Origin of the sequence: Porphyrobacter sp. AAP82 (genome assembly GCF_000331285.1) — a bacterium.
Taxonomy (GTDB): Bacteria; Pseudomonadota; Alphaproteobacteria; order Sphingomonadales; family Sphingomonadaceae; genus Erythrobacter.
This window is the reverse complement of record NZ_ANFX01000016.1, coordinates 20,610-37,338: the sequence shown is the minus strand read 5'-3', so window position 1 is coordinate 37,338 and position 16,729 is coordinate 20,610. Positions and strand designations below refer to the sequence as shown.

Here is a 16,729-nt window from a genome sequence, read left to right as displayed (position 1 = left end):
GTTCTCCCGACTGTGTGCTACGCCTTACGTTCCACACTGTCAAACAACTTGGACAAATTATGCTCAGGCCGTGGCGATGATCACGCTTGCGTTGACGGCCTGCGCCGTTGCGACGAAGCGCGCGGATGCAAACCCTGCCGCGCGGGTCATGGCGATGATCTCGGCAGGGCTGCGGGGGCGGCCGGAGCCCATCGCCCACAGGTAGAGCCCGAAAAACGCCTCTCCCATCGCCTCGGCGCCCGCAATGCGCGCCATCGGCTCGGCGATCAGCAGGCGGCTGCCGGGGGCAAGGCTCTTGTGGATATTGGCAAGCAGCGCCTGCGCCGGGGCATCGTCGTGATCGTGAAGGATCCGGACAAGCGATACCATGTCATAGCCTTGTGGTATGGAATCGCTGAAGAAATTTCCGGGATGCGGGGTGGCGCGGGCGGGCCCCAACGCCTCGCCCAGCAGCTGCGCGCCCTTAGCGGCGACCTCGGGCAGATCGAACAGGCCGAGCTTCAGATGCGGCCATGCCGTGCCGATGTGCCGGAGAAACGCTCCGTGTCCGCCGCCCACATCGAGCAGTCTTGCGACCTTGCCGAAGCTCACGGTCGCCAGCACCTCGTCGGCGACAAAGTGCTGCGATGCGGCCATCAGCGCGGAATATTCGGCGGTGTCCTCGCCCCTTTCGGTCACCCCCTGGAGCGCGCCGGCATAGGTCCAGTACCGCGACAGCGCGGACGGCTCCTTGCGGTCGGCGCGCAGCAACGCGAGGGGATCGGCGAGATCGGCATAGAGCAGGCGGTGGTGACGCACCATTGCCTGTACACCGGGATTGGACGCGAAAACAGCGCCTTGCTCGCCCAGTGTCCAGTGATCGGGAGCGGGCTCTTCCGACAGCATCAGCGGGCGGCCGGCGCGCAGCAGGGTGAGGGCGGCATCCTCGGGCAGCCCCATCCGCGCAGCGATCGCGCCTGCGCCGAGGGGCCCGTCCTTGAGGATGTCGAACAGCCGCCCCTCCACATAGGCGCGCAGCACCTGCGAATAGGCAAACCCAGCGAGCAGATCGAAGGCGCCCTTGGCCCGGCTGCGCGCGATCCACCGGATCAGCGGCAGGCGGGCGGCCCAGTGCTGGAATCGCGGGGAAGCGAACACCCGGTTGCGGCGCGCCACATAGCCGAGCCTGAAGGCGGCCCAACGGTTCACTTCTTGGGTGCTTTGCAGGCCATATGTCTAAATAATTGGACAGCAAGCCGCGTAAGGTCAATGATAATCGCGAGGATCGACGGGAGCGAGGGCAGTGAACGGGCGAGTCGTCGTCATCGGAGCTGGCATCGGCGGGCTGGTGAGCGCCGCGCTGCTTGCCGCGCGCGGGTGCGATGTGACCGTGCTCGAAAAGGAGGCCTGGGTCGGCGGCAAGGCGCGCCGCGTCGCGGTGGACGGCGCCGAGATCGACGGCGGGCCGACGGTCTTCACCTATCGCGGCGTCTTCGACGAGGTCTTCGCCGCCTGCGGTGCGCGGCTCGACGATCATGTCACCGTGCGCAAGGCCGAGGTGCTCGCCCGCCACTGGTGGGACGATGCGGGCGGCCATCTCGATCTCTTCTCCGACCATGACGCGAGCGTCGCTGCGGTCGGCAGTTTCGCCGGACCCGCAGCCGCGCGCGGCTATGCCGCCTTCGCGGCCGAGGCGCGGCGGATCTTCGAAGTGCTCGAAGACCCCTTCCTCCACGGCGACAAGGCCTCGACCCCGCTGCCTATGATGTGGCACATGGGGCTGGCGAGGCTGCCCGAGATGCTGGCGATGCGGCCCTTCGATGGCATGTGGGCAGCACTGGGCGAACACTTTGCCGATCCGCGCTTGCAGCAGCTGTTCGGGCGCTACGCCACCTATTGCGGTTCCTCGCCGTTCAAGGCCCCCGCAACGCTGATGCTGATCGCGCACTTGGAAGCGCGCGGGGTGTGGCTGATCGAGGGCGGGATCCATGCGCTGGCCAGGGCGCTCGCCGGCCTTGCCGAGCGGCAGGGCGCGCGGGTGCGCTGCGGCGCTGCGGTCGCCGAGGTGCTGACGGCAAGGGGCCGCACCAGCGGCGTCCGGCTGGCCTCGGGCGAGGTCATCCCTGCCGACACCGTCATCTGCAACGGCGATCCTTCCGCGCTCGCCACCGGACGGCTCGGCGCGGCTGCGCGGCGCGCCGTCCCCGCGATCCCGCCGGCCAAGCGCTCGCTCTCCGCGCTGGTCTGGTATGCCCATGCCGGGACGGGCGGGGCCGGGTTGACCCATCACAACGTCTTCTTCTCGCGCGACTACGCCCGCGAGTTCGCCGAGATCGGCGCCGGGCGATCCCCGAGCGAGCCGACCGTCTACGTCTGCGCCATCGACCGCGGCGCGGACCACCATGCCGCGCCGCCGCCCGGCTCTGCGACTGGGGGCCGCGAGCGGCTCCAGATCATCGTCAACGCCCCGGCCGACGGCGACGTCCACACCTACACCCCCGAGGAGACTGAGCGATGCACAAGCGCCATGATGGCCACGCTGGAGCGCTGCGGCCTGACACTGGAGCCGTCCTTCCCGCATCGGCTCATGACCCCTACCGACTGGGAGCACCTCTTCCCGGCGACGGGCGGCGCCCTCTATGGGCGAGCGTCGCACGGCTGGGCGGCCTCCTTCCAGCGGCAGGGGCCCAGGACCCGGCTGCCCGGGCTCTACTGCACGGGCGGGGCGACCCATCCGGCGGCCGGCGTCCCCATGGCAGCCTTGTCCGGGCAGCTGGCCGCGAGAGCCATCGCGAAGGACCTCGCTTCGACGAGACGATCCCGGCCGGCGGCTACACCTGGTGGTATGTCGATGCCATCTCCGACGACGGGCAGCACGGGCTGACCATCATCGCCTTTCTGGGCTCGGTGTTCTCGCCCTACTACAAGCGCTCCGGCCGCCACGACCCGCTCGACCACGCCTGCCTCAACGTCGCGCTCTACGGCCCCCAGCACCGCTGGGTGATGACCGAGCGCGGCCACAGCGCCGTCCAGCGCGACGCCGCCACCCTCGCCATCGGCCCCAGCACCGTGCGCTGGGAGGGCGGGGCGCTCGCCATCGACATCATCGAGGGTGACACCCGCCTGTTCGTCCCCTGGCAGCGCAAGGTCGCGGGCACGGTGCGGGTCTACCCCGAGATGCTCAACACCGCCGCCTTCGCCCTCGATCCGCGGCAGAGCCACATCTGGCACTGCCTGGCGCCCTGCGCCCGCATCGAGGTCGAGATGACCTCGCCCGCCTGCCGGTGGAGCGGCAAGGCCTACCTCGATCACAACCGCGGGGCCGAGCCGCTCGAGACCGGCTTCAACACCTGGCACTGGTCGCGCGCACACCTCAAGGCGGGCGCGCTGGTGTGCTACGAGGGCGAGCGCGGAGACGGCTCGCTCTTCGCCAGCGCCCTCAGGTTCGACCGCCACGGCGTGCCCGAGCCGGTCGAGCTGCCCCCCATCGCCGCCCTCCCGTCGAGCACGTGGGGCATCACCCGCCGCACCCGTTCCGACATCGGCGTCGCCGAGGTGCGCCGCACCTGGGAGGACACCCCCTTCTACGCCCGCTCCGAACTCGCCTCGCGCTTCATGGGCGAGGAGGTGGTGGCGGTGCAGGAGAGCCTCGACATGCGCCGCTTCTCGAGCCGCCTCGTCCAGTTCATGCTCCCCTACCGCATGCCGCGCCGCACCCGCTGAGCCCGGCGCGGCCCGGCCGCCGGGCGTGTAGGAGACACATGAGACACTGTCCTGGAGCGGAAATCCCGCGCCCTGCCAGACCGCCCGCAGGCGCCCGCACAACCCCCGCGCCAACCCCCGCGCCAACACGCGCACCAACACGCGCACCAACATGCGTGGCGGCGCGGCGGGGGAAGAGGCATGCAGGGGTCATGCGCCCAAGCTGACAGGCGAAGGCCTTGTAGGAAAGCGGTTTTTCGTCCTGCACCCCCCGCACGCAAGGCCGGCGCGCCCGGGCCCTTCCGGTCAGGCCCTGCCGGTCAGGCGCTGCCTGCCCGGTCCTGCCCGGCGTCGGCACCGGCGCCCGCCGGAAACAGCAGCCGCGCCGCACCCAGCCCCGCCAGCGCGCCGGCGATCTGCGCCGCGACAAAGCCCGGCACGTCGCCCGGCGCAATCCCGGCGAAGGTGTCCGAAACGCTGCGCGCCAGCGTGATCGCGGGGTTGGCAAAGCTGGTCGAGGAGGTGAACCAGTATCCGGCCGCAATGAACAGTGCGACGCTCGCCGGCACCCACTCGCGGCGCGCCTCGATCGTGGCGAGGATGGTCAGCACCAGCCCGAAGGTCGCCACCGCCTCGCCCGTCCACTGGCCGGCGCCGCTGCGCGCGGTGTCGCTGACTTGCAGCACCGGCAGATCGAACATCAGGTGCGCGGTCCACACGCCGAGCACGCCGCCCACGAGCTGCGCGGCGACGAAGCCGAGCGCCAGCCCCGCCCCGATCTCGCGCCGCAGCGCGAAAACCAGCGTCACCGCCGGATTGAAATGCGCGCCCGACACCGGCCCCAGCATGGTGATGAGCACGAACAGCATCGCCGCTGTCGCCAGCGTGTTGCCAATGAGCGCGACCGCGACATTCCCGCCCGCAAGGCTTTCGGCCATGATCCCCGATCCGACCACGGTCGCAAACAGGAAGAAGCTCCCCACGGCCTCGGCAAACAGCGCGCGGTTCACGCAGCGCCTTCCATCGCGCCGATGGCCCCCAGCTCCGCCTGCAAGGCATCGCGCGCCATCGTCTCGAAAGGGAGCGCCAGAAAGGCCTCGGCGCGCATCGTCAGCCAGTCCCAGGTCTGCGCGAAGGCCGCATCGACCGCCGCGTCATCCCCCGTCACCGCCGCCGGATCGGGCAGGCCCCAATGGGCGCGCAGGGGCGTGCCGGGGAAGACCGGGCAGGCCTCGCCCGCCGCGCTGCCGCACACCGTGATGACCAGATCGATCACGGGCGCATCGGGGCCGGTAAAGGTGTTCCAGCTCTTGGAATCGAGGCCGGAAGGATCGATCCCGCGCGCCGCCAGCAGCCGCAGGGCGCCGGGATGGACCGCGCCCTTGGGCTGGCTCCCCGCGCTGAAGGCGGTCACCCGTCCCGCGCCGAGACGGCCGAGGATCACCTCGCCAAGGATCGAGCGGGCGGAATTGCCCGTGCACAGCACCAGAATGTTCATGTGTCGCCCCCGCGATGTGTGTTCAGCAGCAGCCGGTGGTGGTCGCGGCCGGCGTGGCCGGAGCGGCAGCGGCCTGCGGCACGCAGCAGGCCCCGGTGGCCGCATCGGCATTGGCCAGCTGGTCGAGATCGGGGCTGCCGCCATAGGTGGTGCTGCCGCCGCTGGTCAGGAAGGCTTCCCACACCACGCCGTCGGGATCGGCGATCCAGCTCTTTTCGGACCTGGCATAGCAGCAGGTGGTCGCGCCCTCTTCCAGCACCGGGCGGTCGGCGGCCTTGAGCCGGGCATAGACCTCGGCAAGCTCCTCGCCGGTTTCGACCTGCAATCCGACATGCTCGATGCCCTTTGCAGCGCCCTCGCGCATCGAGATCGCGAAGTTGATGCGCGGGTCTTCGAGCATCCACTTGGCGTAATCCGCCTTGGTCACGGCGGGCGCGGCGCCGAACAGGTGGGTGTAGAAGGCGATCGAGGCATCGAGGTCGGTCACCCCGACATGCAGGTGGAAGCGCTTCACAAGGCAGTCTCCTCGGGTCTGGCAGGCTGGCAGGCGGCGGCATCCTCGCAGGGCAGGCCGCCGCAGCAGTTTTCGGTGAGGTAGGCCATCAGGCCGTTCATCGCGGCATAATCGGCCGCGTAGATGATCGAGCGGCTTTCGCGCCGCTGGGTGACGAGCCCGGCATGGGCAAGCTGGGCAAGGTGGAAGCTCATCGATGAGGCGGGCAGGCCCAGCCTTTCGGCAATCGCCCCGGCGGCCATGCCCTCGGCGCCGGCCTGCACCAGCAGCCGGAAGGCGGCGAGGCGGTGTTCCTGCGCAAGGGCGCCCATGGCGCGGATGACGGTGTTGGCCTGCACTTGGTTATTCCAATGATTCGATAATTATCGAAATATAGGGCGAGGCGAAGGTTGTCAATCCGCGCAGGCTGCCGCCTGGCTAGGCCTCGGGCGGATCGGTGCCGTCGCGCTCGGCCGCGTCCTTTGCGGCCCGCTCTGCGCGGGTCTGCTTCAGCTTCCTGTCCATCGCCACATATTGCCACAGCCCGAAGGCGACAGCGACGCCGTAGAACAGCCCGATCTCGATCCAGCCGAAGTTCATGCCTGAGTGCTCTCCTGCTGCGCCGCTGCAAGGAACGCCGCGATGCGGATCGCGGTGGCCTCGGGCGCTTCTTCGTGGGCAAGATGGCCGAGGCCGGGCATCACGTCCAGCCGCGCGTCGGGAAGCCATCGGGCCGCGTCCCTCGCCCAGTCGAGGGGGATCGCGGGGTCGTTCTGGCCGTGGAGCAGGAGGACGCGGTTGCGCACCTCGCCCATCCGTTCGCGCAGGGCGGGCAGGTCCCAGTTCGCCATCATGGCGAGCGCGCCGCCGGCGTGGCCGGGGTGCTTGAGCAGCCGCGCGTAACAGGCGATCCCCTGGCGATCGATCCGCGAATGGGTGGAGCGCCACAGGAACTTCTCCGCGCCGCCGACCAGATCGATGCTGCCGGTGAAGATGCGCGGCACCAGCGGGTTGACGAACAGCGTCTTGGCGATGGCGGGGAAGATCTGCGCGAGGGCGCCCGGAAAGGGGCGCAAGGCGGCACTGAGGCCGATGACTGGGCTCTTGCAGCCGTGGTCCAGCGCGATTTGCAGCGCTATCGCCGCCCCTGCCGAATGGCCGATGATCGCGGCGGGCTGCGTGTCCAGCGCCGCCAGCAAGCGCGCCACTTCGCACGCCATCGCGGGCAGGCTCATCGCATAGGCATCGTGCCCGGTGGTGAAGGCGTGGCGGGGAAGATCGGGGGCGATCACCGTGTGGCTGTGCGCCAGCAGCGGCATCAGGCCGCGCCACGAATGGACCGAGGCGCCGGTGCCGTGGAGCAGCAGCAAAGGCGGCCCGCTCCCCATCACCTGGACGTGCCAGCGCGCCGCTCCGGCCGGCACGAAGCGGCTTGCCTCGCGGTGCGGCCAGATCAGCCCGTCGCGGTTCCAGTCGAGCGCGCTCATGCCGCCTTGCCGAGGGGTTGCACCGCGTCGATCGCCTGCTTGAGCATCCGCGCATCGGCCCGGGGGAGGGCGAGGAAGCGCCCGCCCAAGGCTTGCGCGAGGGCCGCGCCCTCGGGGCCGGGGCGGGCCGAGATGTCGACCACCAGCGCGTCGATCTGCCGCGCGGCGATGGCCTTCGCCGCCGCCTCGGCGTCCCTGGCGGCTTGCGGGCGGCCCGGCCAGCCGTCGGCGGCGATATTGGCGCGCCCGTCGGTGAGGATCACCAGTGCCGCGCTCAGGCCCTTGGCGATGACCGCCTCGGCCACTTCGCGTGCGGCGCCGAGCCCGAGCGCGAGCGGCGTGCCGCCTCCGCCGGGCAGTTCGGCAAGCGTCCGGCGCGCTCGGGTGAGCGAGCGGGTGGGGGGCAGCAGCAGTTCGGCGCTCGTCCCCCGGAAGGCGACCAGCGCGACCTGCGAGCGGGTGACATAGGCCTGGCCCAGCATCAGTTCGACCGCGCCCTTGGCCTCGGCGAGCCGCGCCGCCGCCGCCGAGCCCGAGGCGTCGACGGCGAAGATCGTGACGCGCTGGCTGCGCGCCTCGAAGCGGCGGATGCGCAGGTCTTCCTTGCGCATGATGATCGGAGAGCCTGCATCGCCGCCCTGTTCCCTGCGCCGCACCGCCTGCCACGGGACGGCGGCCCTCAGGGAATCGATCAGCGCCAGCTTGTGCCCCCCGCGCGGCATCCCCGGCCTTGCGCCGAGCGGCTTGCCGCGCGTCGCCGCCTTGCGCTTCTGCCCGGTGCCGTTGCCCTGCGCGCGGCGCGGGGCCTTGCCAGCTGCGAGCTGTTCGAGCAGCCCCGCCGGGATCGCCGCCTTCGCGGCCGCGACGAGGATTTCGGACAGGTCGGGCTCGGGCTGTTGCTGCTGATCGCTGTCGGATTGGTCGTCGGACGATCCTTCAGGGGGAGGGCCATCAGGGGGAGGGCCATCAGGGGGCGGGGCGGCGGCCTCCTGCGGCGGCAGGCGCGTGGCCCGCGGCGCAAGCACAAGCCGCACCGCGCCCGCCAGATCGTCCTTCCCGGCCGCGGCGCGCCCCTCGAGCGCCGCAAGGCCGCGCGCGGCTTCCCCGGCAAGGATCAGCGCGCGCAGGGCATCCACCTCCAGCGCCTCGGCCGCGGCGGCGAGCGCCCGCAGGGCGTCATCGCCCAGCGGCGCTACCGTGGCGAGCGCGCCAGCGGGCGGGGCGAGCGTGACGCCCTGCCAGCGGCGCGAGCGGGTGAGGTCGCAGGCGAAGGCGAGGCGTTCGGTGAGGCTGGCGGGCGGCGCTTCCCCGTCTTCCGCGGCATCGTCGAGCAGGACCAGCGCCGTGCCGCCCTCATCGAGCGCCTGCGCCAGCCGCCCCGCGATGCCGGCGTCCATCCGCTCGGCCATCCCGGCGACCAGCGCGCCCCCGCGCGCCTCCTCGATCAGCCCGGTCTGGCGCACCGGCTGTCCGGCGGAGAGGCTGGCGGCCAGATCGATCCCGCCCAGCAGCCGCTCGTCATCGACATGGCCGGGCAGGCGGCGCAGCGGCATGGCTTCGGCAAGCGCCGCGACCAGCGCCTCGCGCGCGGGGCTGTGGCCGCGCAGGGTCAGACCCTTGAAGGTGGCGGGAGCCAGCACGAACAGCTGCGCCGCCAGCACCGCGTCTTCCAGCGGGTCGGCGGGGTCGGGGGAGGTCATCCGAACAGCTCGGCAATCGCCCGGGTGATGCGCACCGTGGAGCCCGTCTCGTCGAGCACGTCGCGCCTGAGGCGGTGCCGGAGCGCCAGGGGTGCGATGGCAACAAGGTGCTTGCGGCCAACCTTCTTCGCCCCCTCGAGCGCCGCCAGCGCGCGGGCGGCGCGCATCAGGGTCAGCTCACCGCGCAGGCCGTCCGCGCCGACGGCAAGGCACAGCTCGGCGGCATCGCGCAGCACATCTTCGCCCGGGGTCAGTTTGGGCAGGCGCGCCTTGCCCTTGGCGACCCGCCCCAGGATCGTCTCGTCCGCCCCGGCCCAGCGCGCCGCAAAGCCTTCCGGGTCAGCCTCGTTCTCGGCAACCAGCTTCATGATGGCGATGCGGGTCTCGATATCCTTGGGGGTGCGCACCTCGACCGACAGCCCGAAGCGGTCGAGCAGCTGCGGGCGCAATTCGCCCTCTTCGGGATTGCCGCTGCCGATCAGCACGAACTTGGCCGGGTGGCGGACCGACAGGCCTTCACGCTCGACCACGTTCTCGCCCGAGGCCGCGACATCGAGCAGCAGGTCGACAAGGTGATCCTCCAGAAGGTTGATCTCGTCGATATAGAGAAAGCCGCGATGCGCCTTGGCCAGCAGCCCGGGCTCGAACGCCTTCTCGCCGCTGCGCAGCGCGCGTTCCAGATCCAGCGAGCCGATCACCCGGTCCTCGGTCGCGCCCAGCGGCATGTCGACGAAGGGGACCGGGCGCTTGACCAGCTTGCCGCGTCCGCACACCTCGGGATAGCGCGCCTGATCCTCCTTGGAGGCACCATAGGGGCAGCCGTCCGCCGCCATGATCGGTGGGAGCAGGCTCGCGAGCGCGCGCGCCGCGGTGCTCTTGCCCGTGCCACGATCGCCGAACACCATCACCCCGCCGATCGCAGGGTCCACCGCCGCGATCAGCAGCGCCTGTTTCATCTCGTCCTGACCGACGATTGCGGAGAAGGGGAAGCGTGCCATTGCTCGCGCTTGTGAACCTTTGGGTGACGTTGGACAAGGGAAAGTGACAGGCTGGCCTGACAGATTTGATTAACGTTTCCCCAGACGGTTCAACACGAGAACAGGGAGCAGCCCCGCCGCGAGCAAGATCAGCGCCGGAATCGCCGCCTCGACCAGCCGCTCGTCGCCCGCGAGACGATAGGTGCGGGTGGCAAGGGTTTCGAGATTGAAGGGGCGCAGGATCAGGGTGGCGGGCAGCTCGCGCAGGGTGTCGATGAAGACCAGCGCCGCGGCTCCGCCAAGGCTCGGGGCGAGCAGCGGGGCGTAGATCCGCGCCAGCACGCGCGATGGCCGCGCGCCGAGGCTGCGCGCGGCGGCATCGAGCCCCGGGGGGATGCGCGCAAGGCCTCCGCCGACCGTGTTGTAGGCGACCGTCATGAAGCGCACGCCCAGCGCATAGACCAGCACCGCGCTGGTGCCGGTCAGCAGCAGGCCTCCGTCCCAGCCCAGTTGATCGCGCGCGAAGCGGGTCAGCGCGATGTCGAACGCCCCGAGCGGCGCGAGCAGGCCTACCGCAAGCAGCGCGCCGGGCAGGGCATAGCCGAGCGTCGCCAGCCTGATCGCGCCCGCCGTCAGCCGCGAGGCCGAGCGCGCGCGGGCGAAGGCGAGCACCAGCGCGGCCGCCACGCAGACTGCGGCGGCGATGCTGCCGAGCCACAGGCTGCCGCCGAGATAGGTGGCGAGGTCTCCCGCAGCGGCCTGCGCAATCGGGGTGAGGGCGAGGCTGAGCAGATAGCCGGCCGGGATGAGGAAGCCGATCAGCACCGGCACCAGGCAGGCGAGCAAGGCGAGCGCCTTGGCTGCGGGGGAGAGGTCGACCAGCGGCTCGTCACTGCGCTGCGCGGCAAGCCCGTCCCGGCTGTCGCTGCGCGCCGCGCGGGTGCGCGCTTCCCAGGCGACCAGCGCGATCACGAACAGCAGCATGACCGCGGCAAGCTTCAAGGCGGAGGCCTTGTCGCCCATCGCCAGCCACGCGCGGAAGATGCCGGTCGAGAAGGTGGGGATGGCGAAATATTCGGCAACGCCGAAATCGGCGAGGACCTCCATCAGGACGAGCGCGAGGCCTCCCGCGATGGCGGGGCGCGCGGCGGGGAGCGCCACTCTCCAGAAGGCGCGGGCGGGCGCTGCGCCGAGGCTGCGGGCCGCGCGGAACTGGCTGCGGCTCTGGGTCGCAAAGGCGGTGCGCGCGAGGAGGTAGACGTAAGGGTAAAGCACCGAGCCGAGCACGAAGGCCCCGCCGCCGGGCGAACGGATGTCGGGGAACCAGTAATCGCCCGCGCTCCAGCCGGTCCAGCCGCGCAGGGCACTCTGCACCGGCCCGGCGAAGTCGAGGATGCCGGCGTAGATATAGGCGGCAAGATAGGCGGGGAGCGCCAGTGGCAGGACCAGCGCCCAGCCGAGCACGCCGCGCCCGGGGAAGCGTGTCGCGGCGACCAGCCATGCGGTGCCGGTGCCGGTGACGCCCGCGATCGTGCCGGCCAGCAGCATCAGCAGCCCGGTGTTGGCGATATAGGCGGGCAGCACCGTGCCTGCGAGCGCGCCGATGGCCTCCCCGCCGCCGCCGCCGCTCGCCGACCACAGGATCGCGGCAATCGGCAGCCCTGCGAGCCCGGCCAGCACCAGCGCGGCGAGCGTCCAGCCTTCCGCCCGCGCCGCGCTGCTTGCAGGGACGCCTGCAATTTGCCTAAGGCGGCCTAGCGGTAGAACTGAAGGCAGCGCCATTGAGCCTCGAATTTCGTCATATTGCCCATGCTTACGGTGCGGTGCGGGCGCTGGAGGATGTGAGCTTCACCGCGCCCGGCGGCGAGATCACCTGCCTGCTTGGCGCGTCGGGTTGTGGGAAGTCAACGCTTTTGGGCCTCGCGGCGGGCTTGTTGCGGGTCCAGCACGGGGAGATCGCGCTGGGCGGCGAGGTGCTGGCCGACATGCACCGCAATCCTCCGCCCGAGGCGCGCCCGGTGGGTCTGGTGTTCCAGGACGGCGCGCTGTTCCCGCACATGACGCTTGCCGCCAATGTCGCCTTCGGCCTGCCGCGCGAGCAGGCGGGGGAGGCGGACGGCTGGCTCGCCCGGGTGGGGCTTGCGGGCATGGGCGCGCGGTTCCCGCATGAATTGTCGGGCGGCCAGCAGCAGCGCGCCGCGCTCGCAAGGGCGATGGCGCCGGGGCCGCAGGTGCTGTTGATGGACGAGCCCTTCGCCAGCGTCGACATCGTGCTGCGCCGGTCCTTGCGGCGCGAGTGCCGCATTCTGCTGCGCGAGGCGGGATCGACCGTGGTGCTGGTGACGCATGACCCCGCCGAGGCGCTCGACATTGCCGACCGGATCGCGGTGATGGAGGCGGGCCGCATCGTCCAGTTCGGCACGCCGCTGGAACTGCACGAAGCCCCCGCCACGGCGGCGGTGGGCGCGATCTTCTCGGGCGCGCAGGTGGTGCCCGGGATGGTCGCCGAAGGAGGCCTCGACACCGCCTTCGGGCTATGGCCCTTCGTCAGCCTGATGGGCGATCTGCCCGAGGGGGCGAGCCGGCTCGACCTTCTGGTGCAGGCCGACCGCCTGATGCCGGTCGCCGATGTGCGCGGCGGGCGGGTGCGCGATATCCACCCGGTTGGCCCGCGCGCCCGCGTGCTGTTGGGCGGTGCGGACGGGGCGGCGATCACGGTCGAGACCGCACTGCCGGTCGATCCTGCGCGGACCTACAGTGTCATCCCCGATCCCGGGAGCGTGCGGGCGTTCGTGCGCGGATAGGGCTTGCGCGGCGGGCGATAATATTGCAAGTCATTCGCAACAACTTCTCCCGCGAAAGCCTGCCCCACATGAAGCACCTGATCCTCGCCGCCCTCGCCAGCGTCAGTCTGGCCGCCCTGTCCGCTTGCGCAGGGCAGAGCGAGAGCACCGCGGGCAAGACCGCCTGCGCCGCGCCTGCGGGCGTCGTCAACGTCTACACCTCGCGTCACTACGACACCGACCTTGCGCTCTACGAGGATTTTACCTGCACCAGCGGGATCAAGGTCAACCGCCTCGAAGCCGATGCCGACGCGCTGATCGAGCGGATCGCGGCCGAGGGCGAATACAGCCAGGCCGACCTGTTCGTCACGGTCGATGCCGGCCGGCTGTGGCGCGCCGAGCAGGCGGGGTTCCTCGCGCCGGTGGAATCGCAGGTGCTGGCGACACGCATCCCCGCCGCCTTGCGCGATCCGCAGAACCGCTGGTTCGCGCTCACCACCCGTGCGCGGATCATCGTCTACAACAAGGCCAAGGGCGCGCCCGCGGGCCTTGCGACCTACGAGGACCTCGCCAAGCCGGAGTTCAAGGGCCGCATCTGCATGCGCTCCTCCTCCAGCGCCTACAACATCGCCCTGCTGTCCAGCATGATCGCCCATGACGGCGAGGCCAGGGCGGCGGCCTGGGCCAAGGGCGTCGCCGCCAATTTCCAGCGCCCGCCCGAGGGCAACGACATGTCGAACATCGAAAGCGTGGCGGCGGGCGAGTGCGACATTGCGCTGGTCAACACCTATTACCTCGCCCGCTTCGACACGCCGGAAAAGCGCAAGGTGCTCGAGAGCATCGGCATCATCTTCCCCAATCAGGCGACCACCGGCACCCATGTCAACATGAGCGGCGCGGGGCTGGTCAAGACCGCCCCCAACCGCGCGAACGCGGTGAAGCTCCTCGAATATCTCGGCTCGGACAAGGCCCAGCAATTGCTGGCGAACGGCAACAACGAATATCCCGCCGCAACCGGCGTCGCGCCGACCTCGGCGGTCGGGAAGCTCGGCGCCTTCAAGGCGGACACCCTCGCCGCGGCCGAGATCGGCCGGAACGAGGCCCGCGCGGTGGAGCTCTACAACGCGGCCGGGTGGAATTGATCCAGCACAAGGGAAGGCCCGCTTTCACGCCCTATCGCTAATCTAGCTTGAAGCGCGGGGCTGGCTGGTTCATTGGCGCCGCCATCCTGACCGCCCCTGCCGGGCGGCGCGCACCCCTATTCGAGGCCCCTTGTGACCCAAACCGCTCTCACCCGCGACCAGTTCACCGAAAGCGCCGCGCTCTCGGTCGAGACCATCACCGATGTCCACCACTGGTGCGACGGGCTGTTCAGCCTCAAGATGACGCGCCCGGCCGCTTTCCGCTTCCGTTCGGGCGAGTTCGTGATGATCGGGCTGCCCGGTGACAACGGCAAGCCGCTGCTGCGCGCCTATTCGGTCGCCTCGCCGTCCTATGCCGAGGAATTGGAGTTCCTGTCGATCAAGGTGCAGGACGGCCCGCTCACCTCGCGGCTCCAGCACATTGAGGTGGGTGATCCGATCTATCTCGGCAAGAAGCCCACCGGCACCCTCGTCACCGACGCGCTGCTGCCGGGCAAGCGGCTGTTCATGCTCTCGACCGGCACCGGCCTTGCGCCGTTCATGAGCCTCGTGCGCGATCCCGAGGTCTACCAGATGTTCGAGGAAGTGATCGTGGTGCATTCCGTGCGCAATGTGAACGAGCTCGCCTATCGCGAGCTGCTGGAATCGAAGCTCGAAGGCGATCCGCTGCTCGAGGACGAAGACCGCGCGCGGATGATCTACGTCCCCACCGTGACCCGCGAAAGCTTCCGCACACAAGGGCGCATCCAGCAGCTGATCGACGATGGCCGGCTGTTCGAACAGTCCAAGGGCCCGCAACGCTTCGTGCCCGACGAAGACCGCGTGATGCTGTGCGGCTCGATGGCGATGATCAAGGACCACGCCGCCGATCTGGAACGCCGCGGGTTTGAAGAGGGCGCGAACAGCAAGCCGGGGCAGTTCGTGATCGAGCGGGCGTTTGTGGGGTAAGCCTGCTTGTGATACCCGTCCCTCCGGGGGGATGGGACATGGACAATCTGCGGCCCTTGTGGATCTGGATGATCGCCGTGATGGTGATCATGCAACTCGGCATTGCCATGGATTACTGGGGTGACTTCGCCAGCAACACCTGGGCCGTACACGTCCATTACTGGAACGCGACCGTCTGGTACGCCTTCCTGATCCTCCAGCCCCGGTTTGTGGCCAAGGGAAAGATCGCTGCGCACCGGACATGGGGCCTGTTCGGATTGTTGCTGGCAGGTGCGATGATCCTGCTGTCGATCTCGCAGCTGTTCCGCGACATCGTCTTTGCCAACTCCGTGCGGGACAATCCGCAGGATTGGGGGCCGTTCGAGCCGTGGTTCTTCTTCTGGATCATGCAGAGCGAAATGCTGCTGATCAGCGCCTTCGCGGCCGCGGTGGGGATGGCGATCGTGACGCGCAAATCGCCCGAGGATCACGGCTGGTGGATGGCCTCGACCGCCTTCATCCTGATCATGCCCGCGCTCGGCCGGGGGATGCAGAACGTCTGGATCATGGCCTATGGCTTCGTGCCGGAAAACAAGGCCGCGATGGATGTGCCGCTGTATCTGTGTCAGGCGATCATCATCGCGTTGACGCTGCTGTTCGCGTGGCGGTTCGGCAAGCTGCGGCACCCTGCCACGGTGCTGGCGGTGATGGCGAATGCGGGGATGATCCTTCTCGAACCTGTCGCCCGGTCGTCCGCCGTGCAGGAATTCTGGCGCGGTTTCATCCCGCATTGACCGGGACGCTTGCACTTTTGGCGCTTGACCCCCGCGCTCGCCCCCTGTTCTATCGTGGCAAATCAAAACCCATCTGCCGGAGAGAACCCCCATGCTCGCGACCTCCTATCGCACCGCCTACAACGAAGACCACGAGGCCTTCCGCGACACTGTCCGCAAGGTCTTCGCGGAAAGCCTGACCCCGCACATGGACGAGCATGAGGCGAACGGCATCGTCCCGCGCGACGTGTGGAAGAAGATGGGCGATGCCGGGATGCTGTGCATGACGGTCAGGCAAGAAAACGGCGGCCTCGGCCTCGATTTCGGGTTCAATTGCGTGCTGACCGAGGAGCTCTCCTACCTTGGATCTTCCGCGGGCTTCACGCTCCAGAACGATATCACCGCCAATTACTTCGAACGCCTCGGCAACCCCGAACAGCGCGCCAAGTATCTCCCCGGCATGGTCAGCGGCGACATCATCACCGCGATCGCCATGACCGAGCCGGGCGCAGGCTCCGACCTGCAGGGCATCCGCACCACGGCGAAGAAGGACGGCAACCACCTCGTCATCAACGGCTCGAAGACCTACATCACCAACGGCCAGAACGCCGATTGCGTGATCGTGGTCGCCAAGACCGATCCCGAGAAGGGCGCCAAGGGCATCAGCCTCGTGCTGGTCGACGCCGACACCCCCGGCTTCGAGCGCGGGCGCAATCTCGACAAGATCGGCCAGCACGCCGCCGACACCTCCGAGCTGTTCTTCAACGATTGCCGCGTGCCGATGACCAATATCCTCGGCGCGGAAGGCATGGGGTTTGTGCATCTGATGGAAGAGTTGCCGCAGGAACGCCTCGGCATCGCGGTCGGCGCGCAGGCCGCGGCGCAGCGGGCGTTTGATGAAGCGGTGAAGTTCACCAAGGACCGCAAGGCCTTCGGCAAGACCGTGTTCGAGTTCCAGAACACCAAGTTCACCCTCGCTGACCTCAAGGCCAAGCTGCAAGTGGGCTGGGCGCACCTCGACTGGGCGATCCGCAAGCACCTCGCGGGCGAGCTCACCACCGACGAGGCGAGCGCGGCCAAGCTGTGGCACACAGACCTCCAGTGGGAATGCTGCGACACCGCGCTGCAACTCCACGGCGGGGCGGGCTACATGAACGAATATGCCATCGCGAGGCTGTGGCGCGATGCGCGCGTGACGCGGATTTTCGGCGGCACCAACGAGATCATGAAGGAAGTGATCTCGCGGTCGATCTGAGGGAGCATTTGAC

Annotated in this window: 17 protein-coding genes; 7 read left to right on the top strand and 10 right to left on the bottom strand. The window is 69.5% G+C overall.

All coding sequences use genetic code 11. The annotated features are described in order from the left end of the window. Positions 1–63: 63 nt before the first annotated feature. A complete protein-coding gene (locus D620_RS0105080) occupies positions 64–1,188 on the bottom strand; it encodes a methyltransferase (protein ID WP_017664709.1) in 1,125 nt (374 codons plus the stop codon). 94 nt (positions 1,189–1,282) lie between these two features. Here D620_RS0105080 and crtD point away from each other — a divergent pair, with 94 nt between their 5' ends. Further along, on the top strand, positions 1,283–2,863 hold the full coding sequence (crtD, locus tag D620_RS0105075) for a 1-hydroxycarotenoid 3,4-desaturase CrtD (protein ID WP_017664708.1): 1,581 nt from the start codon (positions 1,283–1,285) through the stop codon (positions 2,861–2,863). A 23-nt stretch (positions 2,864–2,886) separates the two neighbouring features. Further along, complete coding sequence (locus D620_RS0105070) at positions 2,887–3,702, top strand: hypothetical protein (protein ID WP_017664707.1); 816 nt, start codon at positions 2,887–2,889, stop codon at positions 3,700–3,702. A 299-nt stretch (positions 3,703–4,001) separates the two neighbouring features. Here the strand turns inward: D620_RS0105070 and D620_RS0105065 are convergent, their stop codons facing one another. The 9 genes from D620_RS0105065 to D620_RS0105025 form a co-directional block, all read right to left on the bottom strand. After that, positions 4,002–4,691: an aquaporin gene (locus D620_RS0105065; RefSeq protein WP_017664706.1), complete on the bottom strand. Its 690-nt coding sequence runs from the start codon at positions 4,689–4,691 to the stop codon at positions 4,002–4,004. Beyond that, positions 4,688–5,179 (bottom strand): arsenate reductase ArsC, encoded by a 492-nt coding sequence (locus D620_RS0105060; RefSeq protein ID WP_017664705.1) that lies wholly within the window; start codon positions 5,177–5,179, stop codon positions 4,688–4,690. The genes D620_RS0105065 and D620_RS0105060 overlap by 4 nt, the downstream gene beginning before the upstream one ends. A gap of 22 nt (positions 5,180–5,201) precedes the next feature. Next, entirely contained in the window at positions 5,202–5,693 is a 492-nt protein-coding gene (locus tag D620_RS0105055) for an ArsI/CadI family heavy metal resistance metalloenzyme (protein WP_017664704.1), read from the bottom strand. After that, on the bottom strand, positions 5,690–6,031 hold the full coding sequence (locus D620_RS0105050; protein ID WP_017664703.1) for an ArsR/SmtB family transcription factor: 342 nt from the start codon (positions 6,029–6,031) through the stop codon (positions 5,690–5,692). The genes D620_RS0105055 and D620_RS0105050 overlap by 4 nt, the downstream gene beginning before the upstream one ends. 79 nt (positions 6,032–6,110) lie before the next feature. After that, on the bottom strand, positions 6,111–6,272 hold the full coding sequence (locus D620_RS16315) for a hypothetical protein (RefSeq protein ID WP_017664702.1): 162 nt from the start codon (positions 6,270–6,272) through the stop codon (positions 6,111–6,113). Beyond that, positions 6,269–7,159, bottom strand: coding sequence for an alpha/beta fold hydrolase BchO (gene bchO / locus D620_RS0105040; protein WP_017664701.1), 891 nt, complete (start codon positions 7,157–7,159; stop codon positions 6,269–6,271). The genes D620_RS16315 and bchO overlap by 4 nt, the downstream gene beginning before the upstream one ends. Further along, positions 7,156–8,859 carry a magnesium chelatase subunit D gene (locus tag D620_RS0105035; protein ID WP_017664700.1) on the bottom strand — a complete coding sequence of 568 codons (1,704 nt, stop codon included), beginning with the start codon at positions 8,857–8,859 and terminating at the stop codon, positions 7,156–7,158. Before D620_RS0105035 ends, bchO begins: the two co-directional genes overlap by 4 nt. Further along, a complete protein-coding gene (gene bchI / locus D620_RS0105030) occupies positions 8,856–9,857 on the bottom strand; it encodes a magnesium chelatase ATPase subunit I (protein ID WP_017664699.1) in 1,002 nt (333 codons plus the stop codon). Before bchI ends, D620_RS0105035 begins: the two co-directional genes overlap by 4 nt. Positions 9,858–9,926: 69 nt before the next feature. Beyond that, complete coding sequence (locus D620_RS0105025; protein ID WP_081596528.1) at positions 9,927–11,618, bottom strand: ABC transporter permease; 1,692 nt, start codon at positions 11,616–11,618, stop codon at positions 9,927–9,929. Between D620_RS0105025 and D620_RS0105020 the strand changes: the two genes are divergently transcribed. The 5 genes from D620_RS0105020 (at position 11,618) to D620_RS0105000 (ending at position 16,716) form a co-directional block, all read left to right on the top strand. Further along, entirely contained in the window at positions 11,618–12,640 is a 1,023-nt protein-coding gene (locus tag D620_RS0105020; RefSeq protein WP_033376225.1) for an ABC transporter ATP-binding protein, read from the top strand. The two genes, D620_RS0105025 and D620_RS0105020, sit on opposite strands and share 1 nt — an antisense overlap. A 68-nt stretch (positions 12,641–12,708) precedes the next feature. Further along, positions 12,709–13,761, top strand: a complete 1,053-nt coding sequence (locus D620_RS0105015) for an extracellular solute-binding protein (protein ID WP_017664696.1) — start codon at positions 12,709–12,711, stop codon at positions 13,759–13,761. 132 nt (positions 13,762–13,893) lie between these two features. Beyond that, the gene (locus tag D620_RS0105010; protein ID WP_017664695.1) at positions 13,894–14,709 is read left to right on the top strand and encodes a ferredoxin--NADP reductase; all 816 of its coding nucleotides are present in this window, start codon (positions 13,894–13,896) and stop codon (positions 14,707–14,709) included. Positions 14,710–14,747: 38 nt separating this feature from the next. Next, entirely contained in the window at positions 14,748–15,482 is a 735-nt protein-coding gene (locus D620_RS0105005) for a hypothetical protein (RefSeq protein WP_017664694.1), read from the top strand. 91 nt (positions 15,483–15,573) lie between these two features. Further along, the gene (locus tag D620_RS0105000; protein WP_017664693.1) at positions 15,574–16,716 is read left to right on the top strand and encodes an acyl-CoA dehydrogenase family protein; all 1,143 of its coding nucleotides are present in this window, start codon (positions 15,574–15,576) and stop codon (positions 16,714–16,716) included. The last annotated feature ends 13 nt before the right edge of the window (positions 16,717–16,729 follow it).